We start from the raw sequence: 15211 nt of genomic DNA, 5'->3' as shown, positions 1-15211 counted from the left end.
GGCAGAAAAAAAATAAAGTATGGCAAAAAAGAAATTTGTAGTGGGCTGTTTTGATGACGAAGCAGTTTTATTTCCTGCAGTAAAAAAAGTACGTACAGCTGGATATAAAATCCATGATGTGTACACGCCATTTGCTGTTCACGGATTAGACCATGCAATGGGTCTTCGTGAAACCAGCTTGCACACAGCAGGATTTATTTATGGTATTACCGGTACAACTACTGCAATAAGCGCAATCAGTTGGATTTTTACCAAGGACTGGCCTTTAAACATTGGAGGTAAGCCTCACTTTGCTTTACCAGCCTGGATTCCAATCATGTTTGAATTAACCGTTTTGTTTGCCGCTGTAGGTATGGTACTTACTTTTTGCTACCTGTGTCAGTTGGCTCCTTTTGTAAAGAAGCATCATTTTCATGCTAGAGCTACTGATGATCTTTTTGTTATGGTAATTGAGTGTACAGACAAAACCAATACCGATGATCTTCAGGCTTTCTTGAGTAGCAATGGCGCTTTGGAAACAAAGGTGGAAGTTGCAGAAGATGGCTGGTGGTTAGGCCGATACGATAAAGACGAAATGCCTTTTGAAGAAAAGCAAATTGTTGCCGCTTAATTTAGAACTATTAGAACTATTGAATCATGAAGAATAAATTTATCATAGCTTCTTTGTCTGCCCTGGCTGTATTAACTGCCTGCAGCGATGTTAAGCGCACTCCTGGTAAAATTTACATGCCGGATATGGCGGAGAGCCGTGCTTATGAATCTTATGCAGATCATAGCAATCTTGCAGAAAAGGGGATCAATTACAACAGTCGTCCAGTAGCAGGAACCATTTCCCGTGAGGAAGAAATGCCTTTCCATATTCCAATGGATCAGCCCGGTGATACAACCAACTATACTGCTTCTAAAGCAGTACCCAATCCTTATGATTCATTAAGTAAGGCGGATATGGAAGAAGCTGAGCGTTTATACCTTATCAACTGTGGTATTTGTCATGGATCTGATTTAAAAGGGAATGGACCTCTTTATAAAGACGGAAACGGGCCTTATGCTGCCAAGCCAGCAGCTTTGGTTGGTGATGCAAAATATGAAGCAATGCCTGCAGGTCAGATGTTCTACTCTGTAGCGTATGGTAAAAACTTAATGGGCTCCTATGCATCTCAATTAAGTCGCAAGCAGCGTTGGGAAGTAATTGCTTACATCAAGTCAAAACAACAGGCAAGTAAAGCAAAATCAGCTCCTGCTCCAGCAGCAGAAGCTACTGCAACAACAAAATAAATTTAGCAAAGGGTCTGATAGCAGATCAATACTAACTGAACTAAAAGAGTAACAATGGCATCTTTAAGAACACAATTTGAAGTTCCCGGTAAAATGAAAACCTGGTCTTACGCCCTGATAGGGTTGGGCTTGGCAGCTTTATTGTACGGGATGTTCACCAAGGGTTTTAGTTCCGACGAGCACGAACAAGTGCATTTCTGGGGAACACTAATGTATAATACCATATTCTGGACATTGATTTGCAATGCGAGCATGTTCTTTATATCTGTTACTACTTTGGCTCAAGCCGGATTTACACAAACTTTCCGCAGAATTCCAGAGGCAATTTCTACCTTGGTTCCCATTTTTGGTGCCATCACTTTTGCGGTATTGATGTACATTATTTTTGGACATAAGCACCATATCTACCATTGGTTAGATACCGAAGCTGTGGCTGCTGATCCTATCTTAAAAGGTAAAGCGGGGTTTTTAAATCCTACTTTCTTTGTAATCTGGACTACCCTTACTATTGCATTGTGGAGTTTCTTGGGATGGAGAATCCGTAAATTAAATGATGAAGCAGATGCGGGTCCAATGGATCGCGAAACCAGTGATCGTTTTATTTACAGAGGTACGGTTAGAACTGCTATGTTCACTGTATGGTTTGGATTAACCGTTGGTTCAACTATTCCATGGTTATGGATGATGAGTATTGATGCACACTGGTATTCTACCATGTACAGCTGGTATACTTTTGTAAGTTCATTTGTTGCGGGTATGTCTCTGATTGCACTTTGGGTGATTTACCTGAAGAACAAAGGCTATTTGGAGCTTACCAGCCAGGAGCACTTGCACGATATTGGTAAGTTCATGTTTGCTTTCTCTATTTTCTGGACTTACTTATGGTTCTCTCAGTACATGTTGATTTGGTACGCAAATATTCCTGAAGAAACCGTTTATTTCAAGCACAGAACTCAGGGTGCTTACAAGGGAATTTTCTTCTTCAATTTGATTGTGAACTTCCTTTGTCCTTTGTTGATTCTGATGAAGCGTTCTGCCAAGAGAAATTATACATTGGTAACTTTTATGGCAGTTTTAATCATCTTTGGTCACTGGATCGATTTTTATCAGATGGTAATGGGTTCTTTAATGCAGGATCACGTTACTTTAGGATGGATGGATTTTGGCATACTTGCCTTCTTTGTAGGAGTAATGATTCTATATGTTGGTACAGCATTATCTAAGAAGCCATTGATTGCCAAGTACCACCCTTATCTGAAGGAGAGTGTGATTCACCAGGTTTAATTGATGACCTGCGTAATTTAAAAATTGTTAAGACATTAGATAATATATATACAGCATTATGACAGCTTTATTAATCACCGCGGTATCGTTACTCATTTTTGTAGTGATCTTTCAGATCTCTAAAGCAAGTGAGTATGTGGCAATCTTGAAAGGGGAAGAGCATAGCCGTAAGCAGAATAACAAGATTAATGGTTTTCTGATGGTAGTCTTCCTTGTGTTGGGACTAGTAGGCGTTTGGTATTGTAATGAAGTTTTATACGATAAAACCTTGTTGCCATATGAATCAGCCAGTGTGGAAGGTGAGCGCGTAGACTCAATGCTTTGGTTAACGCTTGCAGTAACAGGATTTGTATTTATCCTTACCCAAATAGTACTTTTCTGGTTTGCTTACAAATACCAGGAAAGTGAAACCCGTAAAGTTTACTTCTTTGCACACAGTAATAAATTAGAAGCCATTTGGACCGTTATTCCAGCCATTGCTTTAACTGTATTGGTGGTAATTGGTTTAAGAAACTGGTTCCTTTTCACTGGTGAACCTCCAAAGGAAGCAATGGTAGTTGAAGTAACCGGAAAGCAATTCGGATGGATTTACCGCTATCCGGGTAAAGACGGTGCTTTCGGAAAAAAATATTATAAAAACATCGATAACGCCAACAACTCTTTAGGGTTGATCTGGGACGATAAACTTGGTCATGACGACTTGGTAATGGAACAAACCATGTACATTGTAAAGGGGCGTCCGGTAAAATTAATCATTGGCTCCAGAGACGTGATTCATGATGTGGGTTTACCTCACTTCAGAATGAAGATGGATGCAGTTCCCGGAATTCCAACCACCATGTGGTTCACCCCTAAGTACACAACCAAAGAAATGAAGGAAATTACCGGCAATCCGGATTTCCAATACGAAATCAGTTGTGATCAGATGTGTGGCAATGGTCACTATTCAATGAAGGGAATTATTGAAGTATTGGATCAGGCTGAGTTTGATGCTAAAATGGCGGGCCAGTCTCCTTACTACTATACTTCCAATCCTGATAAGGATCCGGCCAATGCTAAAGCAGATACTGTTAAAACAGCTGCAAAGCCTGTTGAACTAGCATCAAAAGTAACCGCGAAATTGTAGAACAATCAACAACCATCAAAAAATCAGGTTGTTATAACTAATAAAGAATCAGTGTATGAGTAACGAAGCCGTATTGCACGCACCTGCCGGAGCAGGTTTACATGACGCACATGGTGACCATCATCATGAGCATCATCACGAGACATTTATTTCGAAGTATGTCTTCAGCATGGATCATAAAATGATCGCCAAGCAATTCTTGATTACCGGTATGGTTTGGGCAGTGCTGGGTGGTTTAATGAGCGTGCTTTTCCGTTTACAACTGGGGTATCCTGAATCCACTTTCCCATGGTTAGAAGATATTTTAGGGAAATGGGCTGAAGGTGGTAAAATAACCCCTGAAGCATATTATGCTTTGGTTACCACACACGGTACCGTATTGGTATTCTTCGTATTAACTGCAGGTCTTAGTGGAACTTTTGCCAACTTCTTGATTCCATTGCAAATTGGTGCAAGAGATATGGCTTCTCCATTCATGAATATGTTAAGTTACTGGTTCTTCTTTGCAGCCAGCATCGTAATGTTATCTTCTATGTTCGTAGAATTCGGACCATTCAGTGGTGGTTGGACTGCTTATCCTCCTTTGAGTGCATTGGCAGCTGCTTCTCCAGGTTCCGGAACAGGTATGGACCTATGGTTGATTGCAATGGCTTTGTTTGTGGTATCTTCTTTATTGGGAAGTCTTAACTACATTGCTACTGTATTGAACATGCGTACAAAAGGAATGAGCATGACTCGTATGCCATTGACCATCTGGGCATTGTTCTTCACTGCAGTATTAGGAGTATTATCTTTCCCTGTATTGTTCTCTGGTTTTATCCTTTTGATTTTCGATAGAAACTTTGGTACCAGCTTCTATTTGTCTGATATCTTCATTAATGGAGTAGGTGCATTGCCAAACGAAGGCGGTAGTGCCATTCTTTATCAGCACTTGTTCTGGTTCCTGGGTCACCCTGAAGTATATATCATCTTGTTACCAGCCATGGGTATGGTTTCTGAAATCCTTTCTGTGAATTCCAGAAAACCAATCTTCGGATACATTGCGATGGTGGGATCTTTATTTGCAATTGCTATCCTGGCTTTCCTTGTATGGGCACACCATATGTTCGTTACAGGTTTGAATCCTTTCTTAGGTTCTGTGTTCGTGTTATTGACTTTGTTAATTGCCGTTCCTTCCGCTATTAAAGTGTTCAACTGGTTAACTACTTTATGGAGAGGTAATATCCGCTTCACCCCTGGTATGTTATTCTCTATTGGATTTGTTAGTTTATTCATCTCGGGAGGTTTAACCGGTATCTGGTTGGGTAACTCTGCATTGGATATTCACTTACACGATACTTATTTTGTAATTGCTCACTTCCATATTGTAATGGGTGTGGCCAGTATGTTCGGTATGTTTGCCGGTATCTACCACTGGTTCCCTAAAATGTATGGTCGTTACATGAACAATACATTGGCTTATCTACACTTCTGGATCACATTGGGTGGCGCGTACATGATTTTCTGGCCAATGCACTACCAGGGTTTAGCTGGTATGCCAAGAAGATACTATGACTACAGTGTATGGGAAAGCTTCAAGCAATTTGCTGAATTAAACAGATTCATCAGTACTGTTGCTATGATTGTATTTGCAGCTCAGTTATTGTTCTTATTTAACTTCTTCTACTCTGTTTTCAAAGGAAGAAAAGTTACTACACAGAATCCATACAATGCAAATACTTTAGAGTGGACTACTCCAATTAATCCTGGTCACGGAAACTGGGTGGGAGAAATTCCTGAAGTTCACCGCTGGGCTTACGATTATGGTAAAGATGGTAAAGAGTTCATCTCTCAAACCACACCAGTAGGAGCCGACGAAAGCAGTCACTAATATTCAATACTGAATTAATTTCAGTGATTATATTCCAATGCTCCCGAATTACGGGAGCATTGTTTTTAAGCAAAATCAGGAATGACAAAATCCACAACAGAGAAAAAACCAACGCCATCATTAGCAGTAGTTGCCAAATTAAGGGACTATATGTTACTGATTAAGTTCACTCTGAGCTTTACTGTTGTGTTTTCCTGCGTAATCTGTTATTTACTGGCGCCAAAAGTTGTGGAATACGACTGGACAATGATTACCTTGCTGTTTGTAGCAGGCATGTTAATCACGGGTAGTGCCAATGCCATTAATCAGGCTGTTGAAAAAGATACAGATGCTTTAATGAAGCGTACCTCCAAGCGACCCGTTGCCAATGGAAGTATGAGTCAGAATGAAGCCTATGCTTTTGCCATCATCGCCGGGATTGTTGGAGTTGCCATGATGTGGTATTATTTTAATCTGTCTTCTGCATTGGTTTCCGCTTTCAGTTTGTTTTTATATGCTTTTATCTATACGCCCTTAAAGAAAATCAATTCCATTGCGGTATTGATTGGCGCTCTTCCGGGTGCATTACCCTGTTTAATTGGCTGGGTTGCCGGAAACGATGATTTTTCATTGGGTGGCTGGGTATTATTTGGCATGCAGTTCCTTTGGCAATTCCCGCATTTTTGGGCGATTGCCTGGGTGGCACATGCAGATTATACCAAGGCTGGTTTTAAACTATTACCCGCTGATAAGGGGCCAACGAAATTTACAGCCATACAGACGATTATGTATTCTGTATTAATGATTCCAATTGGCATGGTGCCTTATTTTATAGGGCTTACCGGTATTACCAGTTTGTGGATTGTATTGGTCTGCAATTTGTTTATGGTGGTACAAAGTGCCAGACTATATAAGGAAATGGATGTAAAAGCTGCCAGAAGAGTGATGTTTAGTAGTTATATCTATTTACCAATTGTTTTGCTGGCTTTGCTGGCGGATAAGATTGGGTAACAATTAAATTTAAAACGATGAGTGCGATTGCGAACGAAGCCCCGAAAAGAATTCACCCCCATAAATTTACCTTATGGGTGGCCATGGGGAGCATTATTATGATGTTTGCCGGTTTAACCAGTGCTTACATTGTAAAAAAGAATCAGAGCAGCTGGTTAGAATTTGACCTGCCTGTTGTTTTTATGTATTCAACACTGGTGATTATTGCCAGTAGTTTAACAGTTCATCTGGCTGCAAAAGCCTTTAAAGCAAGGGAGATGGCCAGATACAGAACTTTAATAACGGTTACTGCCTTGCTGGGTGTTTTATTCATGGCATTGCAGATACTAGGCTTTATGGATCTGGAAGCGCGCAATATTGCCTTAACAGGTGCTAAAAGTAATTCTGCAGCATCCTTTTTGCTGGTGATCACTGGTTTGCATATGCTGCATGTACTGGGCGGCGTAATTGCATTGCTGGTGATGTTTATTAAAGCTTATGTAAGCAGCGTCAAAAATTACAGTAGTTTATCCATTGAATTAGTGGGTACCTACTGGCATTTTGTAGATATACTTTGGATTTATTTATTCATATTTTATAATTGGATTGGTTAATTACAAAAAAGTTGCGTTTTATGCACCTTTTTTCAACTCTAGCCAATACTTTTGTGTACGAAATTTTACTTTAACATGGCAACAACTGCAACAGCACCTACCACCAAATCCTGGGGTGGAGGTAAGAGTCCCTTTAACGTAGAGTATGGAAAGGTAATGATGTGGTATTTCCTCATGAGTGATGCCTTTACATTTGGTGCTTTCCTGATTTCTTATGGTACCATTCGTTTTTCTACGAATGGATGGCCTGACCCAAATGAAGTGTTTAAGAGTTTTCCATTTGCTCCGGAAGGAATGAATGCTCCGTTGGTGTTCGTAAGTATTATGACATTTATCCTGATTATTAGTTCTGTAACCATGGTACTAGCAGTACAGGCAGGACACAATATGGATAAAAAAGGGGTAGTTAAGAATTTAATCTGGACCATTATTGGTGGTATTGCATTTTTGTCTTGTCAGGCATGGGAGTGGAACCATTTACACCATGAAGGTGCATGGTGGGGTAGCAATCCATTCTTGAATCATGATGGAACTGCTTCTTCAACCAATTTCACCAACTACTTCTTTACCATCACTGGTTTCCATGGATTCCACGTATTTTCTGGTGTAATTATCAATATAATCATGTTGATTATGGCCGTTAACAATAAGTTTGAAGAAAGAGGTCATTATCTAATGATTGAAAAAGCTGGTTTGTACTGGCACTTTGTAGACCTGGTTTGGGTATTTGTATTTACTTGTTTCTATTTGATTTAATTCATTCACAAAAGTTAATTTAAGCATATGTCACATACAGCTGAGCACAACGAACATGCAGGTGGAGGTACCAAGGAAGTAATCAAAATCACGGTTTACCTGACTGTACTTACCATCATTGAACTTTTAATTGGTTTCTGGATGATTGACATTCCATTAACCAGCGTAGGCTTGAGAATGGCTTTGAAAGGAGCAATCGTAATTTTAATGATGGCGAAAGCGTTTTATATCGTTGCTTACTTCATGCACTTAAAGCATGAAATGAAGAATCTGATTATGACGATTGTAGTTCCATTGGCTTTGTTTATTTGGTTCATTATTGCCTTCCTGTACGATGGAAACTCTTTCAAAAACTTGCGTAATACTTACGACCCTTATTTCAAGGAGCAAAGCACCAAGAAGGTAGAGAAGAAAGAACACGGAGCAGCAGGCAAGCACGAAGCGGGAAAAGAGGAAGGAAAAGCAGCTCACTAGTTGGGTCTATGCACAATAAATATTTTTAGATTTCTAAACCATCGCTGCTTTGCGATGGTTTTTTATTAGGACAATTATGAAAAAGAAAGCCATTTTAGGATTATTGGTAGCACTGGGTATACCCATCAGCTGTTACCTGATATTGAAATCAGCCAGTGAAACAGCGGTAGTGATGCCAAGACATTATTTGCTGGACACCGTAATTGAAAAAGTGCGGGATGGAAAATCGGTTAGTGATACTGTATGGCATACTACCAAGAATATCAAATTGGTGAATCAGTTAGGCGACTCGGTTAGCTTATACGATCCACAGGGTAAAATCATTGTAGCCGATTTCTTCTTTACCAGTTGCCGCAGCATATGCCCAAGGCTTACCCGTAATATGTCAACTTTACAGCAATCTTTTAAGAAAGGCGGTAATGTCCGCAACAAGATTGATACTTCCATTGTTCATTTTATGTCTTTTACGGTTGACCCGGAAAATGATTCCGTTTCTGTCTTAAAAAAATATGCAGATCGTTTCGGAGCCATTCATGATAACTGGTGGTTTTTAACTGGCAACAAGAAAGATATTTACCAGTTTGCTTTTGAAGAGTTGAAAGTGGACCAGTTTAGCGAGGAGCCGGTTAGTCCAGATTTTGTTCATACCAGTCGGTTTGTTTTGATTGACAAAGCCTATAAAGTAAGAGGCTACTACAACGGTTTGGATAGTGCAGACATGAAAAAACTGGCCAGGGATATTGGATTATTAATGCTGGAGAAAGATGGTCAGAAAAAGAGTGGGGTCTTTAAACAAATATTAGACCTAAGCTGGTTATGGTTAATCATCATTACCGCCGTATTCTTTTTTGTTACTTATATGCAGAGTAAGAGAAAACGTCAGGATCACAATCAGTAATATCTGTATTTGGCAGATTGAGAAGAAGAACATATAGTTAGATAGAATCATTTAGAGAAAAAACGAATAAGTAAAAAATTGATTTCACATGCTTAAACCTGTATTTCAAAAGAACGATCGTTTGGCCAACTGGCTGATTGGAATTTTTTCTTTAGTGGTTTTTATTGTTGTTGTGATTCTTGGCAAGTTCAAGCTGGATGTTAATTTAGGCTTTGATGTACATATTTTCGCGGCTATTAATGCCTTTGTAAATGCAACGATAGCGGTGGTGCTTGTTGCAGCTTTGATTGCGGTTAAAAATCAGCGATATGAATTGCACAAGAAGCTAATGATGGGAGCATTGGTGCTTTCGGTATTGTTTCTTCTTTCCTATATCGCACATCATTTACTGGCCGGAGAAGCCAAATACGGCGATGCCAATCACGATGGAATCGTAGACGAAGCAGAGAAACTGGCTGCAGGAACCATGAGAGTGGTGTATCTCATTATATTGATTACGCATATTATTTTAGCAGCTATTATTTTGCCCTTTATTTTATTTACTGCTTATAGAGGATTAACCAGTGAATTTCCTGCACATAAGAAACTGGCAAAAATTACCTGGCCACTTTGGTTTTATGTTGCAGTAACCGGACCCATTGTATATTTCATGATCAGCCCTTACTACCAGTAGTGCAGTGGGGTCGGGGTTCCATCTGCATCTACTGATTAAATAAGGTATAGCTGAATTGGGGGGGGGGTGATAATTGGTCAGGCTTTTTTGGTCAGAATCAATAGCTCATTGGCCTGAATTTCTGTGGCATATCGCTTTACACCTTGCTTGTCAGTGTAGTTACGATTGACCAGCTTTCCTTCAATCACTACTTCTGTTCCTTTCACCAGGTACTTCTCGGCAATGTCTGCCAGTTTGCCCCAGGCAACTACATTGTGCCACTGGGTTTCAGTTACTTTTTCACCTTTGGCGTTTTTGTAATTTTCGTTGGTTGCCAAACTTAAGTGTGCTACTTTTTTGTCTTCACCAATGGTTTTTACTTCGGGATCCTGACCCAGATTGCCAATTAATTGGACTTTGTTTTTTACTGCGTTCATAACGGTTCAGTTAAATTGATTTTTTAAAGAGCAGTACGTACTGCCGTTAACCCAACAAATATGAACAACCCTTTCCGGCAATTGGGTATAATAAACATCTGTTGGCGTTTATAAACGTTTGCAAACACTTTTACCGTTAAATACCCCAAAGCGACTGGTATTTTTACAAGTATTTTATACAATCCTCCGGGTAAATTCAGGTAGTTGAAAATTTACTACTATGGATCAGTTAATTAAACAATGTTTGTATTGCAATAAAAAAATGCAAGGGAGAACAGACAAGAAATTCTGCAGCAATCATTGCAGAAGCAGTTATCACAATACCATTTACGGCAACCGAACCAATTATATGCGACGAATCAATGCCTTGTTATTGCGAAACAGAAAAATACTTTCCGACTTATTTCTCCTGCAAAGAAAGGGTTCTTATATTCCTTTAAGTGAGCTGTATATAAAGGGCTTCACACCTCAGCATTTTACCCATCAGGCTAAACATACCGGTAAAACGCTGTATACCTATTGTTATGAATTTGGTTATTATTATGTAGGGAAAGATGCAGTTAAAATAATTCAGGAAGCTAGTATCGAATCCTGACCTTGGTTACACCATCGTTAACCATATCTATTTTTTTAGCAGCCTTCTTACTCAAATCAATTATCCGTCCCTGGATAAAAGGTCCTCGGTCATTGATCCTTACTTTCACGGTTTTGCCATTGTTCTGATTAATCACTTTTACTTTGGTTCCAAAGGGAAGGGTTTTATGGGCAGCCGTCAATTTATTTTGTCTGAAGGTTTCTCCATTACTCGTTTTGCGACCTACATACTTATCCGCATAAAAAGAAGCCAGTCCTGTTTCTGAGCCTTTTCTGAAACAGGAGCTCATACCGGCCATTGTTAGCAGCAACAGGGAAAAGAAAAAAGGCTTTCTCATTCTTTTAAAACGAAAAAGCCTTTAAAATATTGGATATTGCTAATTAAGCAAATGGGGCTTTCACCACTTTTGCTTTCACCAGCGCATTTCTAATTTCAATGTAAATAATAGAATCAATTGCGGCATGTGCTGTAGCTACATAGCCCAGCCCAATGGCTTTATTTAAAGATGGCGCCTGGGTTCCGCTGGTTACTTTTCCAATGGTATTTCCCTCTGCATCTTTAATTAAGTAATCGTGGCGGGGTATCCCTCTTTCTAACAGTTCAAATCCTACCAACTTGCGTTTTACGCCTTCTGCCTTTACTTTCTCAATAATTGATTTAGCAGTAAAGTCTTTGGTGAATTTGGTAATCCATCCCAATCCTCCTTCTAAAGGAGAAGTGGTGTCATCAATATCATTTCCGTATAAGCAATATCCCATTTCCAAACGCAAGGTATCTCTTGCACCTAACCCAATGGGTTTTAATCCCTGTGGTCCGCCAATTTCAAAAATTGCATCCCAGATTTTATCCGCAGCTCCGTTGCTGTCTTCAAAATAAATCTCTACACCTCCAGAACCTGTGTAGCCAGTTGCACTGATTAAAACATTCTCTACACCTGCAAAAGTTCCTTTAACAAAAGTGTAATATTTTAAATTCATGATGTCCAGCTCGGTTAATGGCTGCAATATCTTGGTTGCATTTGGCCCTTGAATAGCAAGCAATGCTGTTTTGTCGCTGATATTATGCATTTCAACCTGATTGGTATTGAATTTAGAAATCCAGTTCCAGTCTTTTTCTATATTGGAGGCATTCACCACCAACATGTAAGTTTTGTTGGGTTCAATGCAATACACAATTAAGTCATCCACAATGCCACCTTCTTCATTGGGTAAGCAGCTATACTGTGCCTGACCAGCAACCAGTTTTGAAGCATCATTGGTGGTAACACGCTGAATCAGGTCCAGGGCATTTTCGCCTTTTAATATGAATTCGCCCATATGGCTAACATCAAATACACCTGCATTCTTTCTTACAGTGGCATGTTCATCATTGATACCAGTGTAGCTGATTGGCATATTGTATCCGGCAAATTCAGCCATTTTTGCACCTAGTGCAATATGTTTATGGGTAAACGGTGTGTTTTTCATTGCGCAATAAATTAGGCTGCAAAAATAGGTGAAAGCCACGAACCGATGGTAAAAAGCAAGAACCCCATCTCAAATTAGAGACAGGGTTCTTTTCCAACCTGTGCCAACCTTCTTTAGGATTGTAAATTCAGCAGGGAGAATCTTCCCAATTCTGTTCCAATCTCAATAATTTCAGGATTTTCAATATGCTTGGTCTTGTTGGTAGGACCAGAAATATGTGGATCCAGAATGGCTACTTTTTGGTAACGGTAGCGGGTAGTATCTACCGGCTTATCCAATTCCTTTTTTAGTTCTTCTGCTTCCTTCTGCTTGCGCTCATATTCCTTGCGCAATTCTTCTCTGCTCTTTTTGTATTCTTCAATAGCGCTTTTATCAGAATCATCCTCATTGTTATCAGCGTCATCATTATCATCTCCTTGCTTTTTAACTCTTTCCAATCCACCCGGGGTCATGATATATTCCTGATTAGACATCCAGCTTTCATAGCTTTCATTGTTCCACTCATCGTCCCAGTCGTAGTCGTTTCTGCCAGAGTTAAAGCTGAAATGATTCAATCTTCTGGAAACATTTTCATCAATTTCTATTTTCTTGCCCACCGGTACAAAAATGGTAACAGTTACACCCTGATTGCGGAATTTAGATCCTTTGTTCAACTTGAAGCCTCTGTCTAAATACAGCACACTGTCTTGCTGAACGGCACCGTATTTAATTTGCTCTATGTTTTTCAATGCGGTCTTTTCATCGGAACCATTGCTGAATTTTACATAGCTAACACGATATAAGGAATCCGGACTTTTTGCAATGCGAACTCTGATATTGTTGAGTACAATGCTATCATCGTCCAATCTTAATAGGCCATCCATTTTAAACCATTTTCCACTCACCACTCTAACGTTGGCATCTGCCACTTTAATGGTGATTTTGTTGGAAGTAGGTTGTACAATTTTTATTTCGCCTTTGTCTTTGGCACCAGCATCAAAGTTTTGTGCAATGGATGCTATCAGTAATACAACGCTGATCCAGCCCAGGGTCCATAATCCACCAAAGGTGAAACCCAAATACTTGCTGCCCGCTCTAGCTCCGATGATTCTGCGAACAAGCCAAGTAAGTAGTCCAATGGCAGGAACAAAGAGGAATAATACCAAGGTAGCCCATGCCAATACATTTTGCCAGAATCCTTCTAAGAAAAAGCTTTTAAGTGGGAAAACACTTACGCTACCTGCAATCATTCCTAATAGGGCAACTAGTATAGTGAAAGCCAATATACCCGCAAGGAATAAGAAGAATGCTTTGAAAAGAATGCCGATGGCATTACCCAATTTACTTCCACCCGATTTGGATACAGCACTGGCTTCAGAGGCAAATTGTTTGCTTTTCTCATTTACGGTGCTGCTGAATTCTGAAGAAAATTCTTTTGCTTTCTGAGAGAATTCGCCACCCCATTTTTCAGCACGGGCTTTGAATCCTTCAAGGTCTTCCTGAATGGTATTTTTGATAGTATTCAGATCTACTTTTTCACCACGCATTTCCAGTTTTTCTGAAGCGCTTTTTGCTTCAGGTATTACAGCCCACAGAACAGCGTAGATTACAAATAAGGTTCCTCCAAAAGAGCCAAAGATGAATCCGGGGAATGGGTTAAACTCGAACCAGAATAATGAACTTACAAAGGAAGAGAATATACCAATGACCAATGGTAAAGAGAATATTAAACGGGGGATCCAAACCGCTACATCAAAATAAGTGGCGATACCGCTGGCAACACCCGCAATTACTTTTTCTTCCGGATTTCTGTACAGTCTTCTGTTGCTGCTTACATGGTCTAATGGTTTAGCAGGCAAGATGATCCATAGCAATAAGTACAATAAAAAACCTGAGCCACCGCCGAAGAATAATACAAGGAATAAAAGTCTTACAACCGTTGGGTCAATTCTGAAGTAGGCAGCCATACCGCTACAAACACCACCCAGCATTTTATCGTTGGTATCTCTGTATAAGCGACCTCTTGAAGTGTGATGGTCCTGCTCTGAGTAACTATTATTTTTTTGTTCTTGCTGACCGCCCAGCTGAGATTGCATATTGGTTTCTTCACCTTCAAAATCTTCAGGTCTGCCCATACTGTTTATGACATTATTTACGTCTTCTTCAGTAATACAGGTGCTTCCTTTTTTAAGGCTTTCACCAAATAGTTCGGCTATACGACCTTCAATGTCGTTGATGATTTCATCTCTTCCTTCTTCATTGGCAAAAAAGCGGCGTAAACTTTCAACGTATACTTTCAATACGTCGTAAGCCGATTCCTCAATGGGAATTACTCTGCCTTGGAAGTTTATATTAATTACCTTTTTCATGGTATGTTTATTTTGCTTGGTTAAGGTTGGTTTTGGTTTTCGGTGGCTGGGGGAGCTAAGGGTTCTGTTAGTACTTGAACGGCACCTGCCAGTTCTTTCCAGGTTCTTTCGAGTTCACTGTAGAAGGCTAGACCTTTTTCAGTCATCACGAAATATTTTCGGGGCGGTCCGCTATTGCTTTCAACCCATCTGTAGTTGAGCAATTCAGCATTCTTAAGTCGGGTAAGCAGCGGATACAAGGTACCTTCCAGAATGTGGAGGTTGGCTGCTTTCATCCGATCAACCAGGTCACTGGGGTAAACTTCTCCCTGGCGAATGATTGAAAGGATACAAAACTCCAGCACGCCCTTGCGCATCTGACTTTGTGTGTTTTGAATATCCATGGTCTAGATTTTTATTGGATTAATAAACAAGGATAGGTTTTACAGGGGCAATTCTGCTGTAACG

Annotated in this window: 17 protein-coding genes; 12 read left to right on the top strand and 5 right to left on the bottom strand. The window is 39.9% G+C overall.

The window, feature by feature from the left end; translation table 11 throughout:
• Positions 1-19 precede the first annotated feature (19 nt).
• From F777_RS0100675 to F777_RS0100625, 11 genes are all read left to right on the top strand, one after another.
• Positions 20-610, top strand: coding sequence for a DUF3341 domain-containing protein (locus tag F777_RS0100675; RefSeq protein ID WP_026750356.1), 591 nt, complete (start codon positions 20-22; stop codon positions 608-610).
• A gap of 26 nt (positions 611-636) precedes the next feature.
• Positions 637-1275, top strand: coding sequence for a c-type cytochrome (locus F777_RS15180; protein WP_051408335.1), 639 nt, complete (start codon positions 637-639; stop codon positions 1273-1275).
• 54 nt (positions 1276-1329) lie between these two features.
• Complete coding sequence (locus tag F777_RS0100665; RefSeq protein ID WP_026750355.1) at positions 1330-2559, top strand: hypothetical protein; 1230 nt, start codon at positions 1330-1332, stop codon at positions 2557-2559.
• A gap of 58 nt (positions 2560-2617) precedes the next feature.
• Complete coding sequence (locus F777_RS15175) at positions 2618-3685, top strand: cytochrome c oxidase subunit II (RefSeq protein WP_037368979.1); 1068 nt, start codon at positions 2618-2620, stop codon at positions 3683-3685.
• Positions 3686-3740: 55 nt separating this feature from the next.
• Positions 3741-5555: a cytochrome c oxidase subunit I gene (locus F777_RS0100655; RefSeq protein ID WP_026750354.1), complete on the top strand. Its 1815-nt coding sequence runs from the start codon at positions 3741-3743 to the stop codon at positions 5553-5555.
• Positions 5556-5636: 81 nt separating this feature from the next.
• Positions 5637-6545 carry a heme o synthase gene (gene cyoE / locus F777_RS0100650; protein ID WP_026750353.1) on the top strand — a complete coding sequence of 303 codons (909 nt, stop codon included), beginning with the start codon at positions 5637-5639 and terminating at the stop codon, positions 6543-6545.
• Between the two features lie 17 nt (positions 6546-6562).
• A complete protein-coding gene (locus tag F777_RS0100645) occupies positions 6563-7138 on the top strand; it encodes a cytochrome c oxidase subunit 3 (RefSeq protein ID WP_026750352.1) in 576 nt (191 codons plus the stop codon).
• Positions 7139-7213: 75 nt separating this feature from the next.
• Positions 7214-7894, top strand: a complete 681-nt coding sequence (locus tag F777_RS0100640) for a cytochrome c oxidase subunit 3 (protein ID WP_026750351.1) — start codon at positions 7214-7216, stop codon at positions 7892-7894.
• Positions 7895-7921: 27 nt separating this feature from the next.
• The gene (locus F777_RS15170; RefSeq protein ID WP_051408334.1) at positions 7922-8368 is read left to right on the top strand and encodes a cytochrome C oxidase subunit IV family protein; all 447 of its coding nucleotides are present in this window, start codon (positions 7922-7924) and stop codon (positions 8366-8368) included.
• Positions 8369-8444: 76 nt separating this feature from the next.
• Positions 8445-9266, top strand: coding sequence for an SCO family protein (locus F777_RS0100630; RefSeq protein ID WP_026750350.1), 822 nt, complete (start codon positions 8445-8447; stop codon positions 9264-9266).
• Between the two features lie 88 nt (positions 9267-9354).
• Positions 9355-9939: a DUF420 domain-containing protein gene (locus F777_RS0100625; RefSeq protein WP_026750349.1), complete on the top strand. Its 585-nt coding sequence runs from the start codon at positions 9355-9357 to the stop codon at positions 9937-9939.
• A gap of 77 nt (positions 9940-10016) precedes the next feature.
• Here the strand turns inward: F777_RS0100625 and F777_RS0100620 are convergent, their stop codons facing one another.
• Positions 10017-10355, bottom strand: a complete 339-nt coding sequence (locus tag F777_RS0100620; RefSeq protein ID WP_026750348.1) for a single-stranded DNA-binding protein — start codon at positions 10353-10355, stop codon at positions 10017-10019.
• Positions 10356-10575: 220 nt separating this feature from the next.
• Here F777_RS0100620 and F777_RS15165 point away from each other — a divergent pair, with 220 nt between their 5' ends.
• Positions 10576-10950, top strand: coding sequence for a hypothetical protein (locus F777_RS15165; protein WP_051408333.1), 375 nt, complete (start codon positions 10576-10578; stop codon positions 10948-10950).
• On the opposite strand, the gene F777_RS0100610 is transcribed toward F777_RS15165, so the two are convergent.
• The 4 genes from F777_RS0100610 to F777_RS0100595 all read right to left on the bottom strand — a co-directional run bounded on the left by F777_RS0100610 (position 10934) and on the right by F777_RS0100595 (position 15147).
• A complete protein-coding gene (locus F777_RS0100610; RefSeq protein ID WP_026750347.1) occupies positions 10934-11287 on the bottom strand; it encodes a septal ring lytic transglycosylase RlpA family protein in 354 nt (117 codons plus the stop codon). The genes F777_RS15165 and F777_RS0100610 overlap by 17 nt on opposite strands.
• Before the next feature lie 43 nt (positions 11288-11330).
• Entirely contained in the window at positions 11331-12416 is a 1086-nt protein-coding gene (gene gcvT / locus F777_RS0100605; RefSeq protein WP_026750346.1) for a glycine cleavage system aminomethyltransferase GcvT, read from the bottom strand.
• Between the two features lie 113 nt (positions 12417-12529).
• On the bottom strand, positions 12530-14764 hold the full coding sequence (locus tag F777_RS0100600; protein ID WP_026750345.1) for a PspC domain-containing protein: 2235 nt from the start codon (positions 14762-14764) through the stop codon (positions 12530-12532).
• A gap of 20 nt (positions 14765-14784) precedes the next feature.
• On the bottom strand, positions 14785-15147 hold the full coding sequence (locus F777_RS0100595; protein ID WP_026750344.1) for a PadR family transcriptional regulator: 363 nt from the start codon (positions 15145-15147) through the stop codon (positions 14785-14787).
• Positions 15148-15211: the final 64 nt, after the last annotated feature.

This window comes from Sediminibacterium sp. C3, assembly GCF_000508085.1.
In the GTDB taxonomy this organism is placed as follows: Bacteria; Bacteroidota; Bacteroidia; order Chitinophagales; family Chitinophagaceae; genus Sediminibacterium.
The sequence above is the reverse complement of the archived record's forward strand: the minus strand, read 5'-3'. Positions and strand labels throughout refer to the sequence as shown.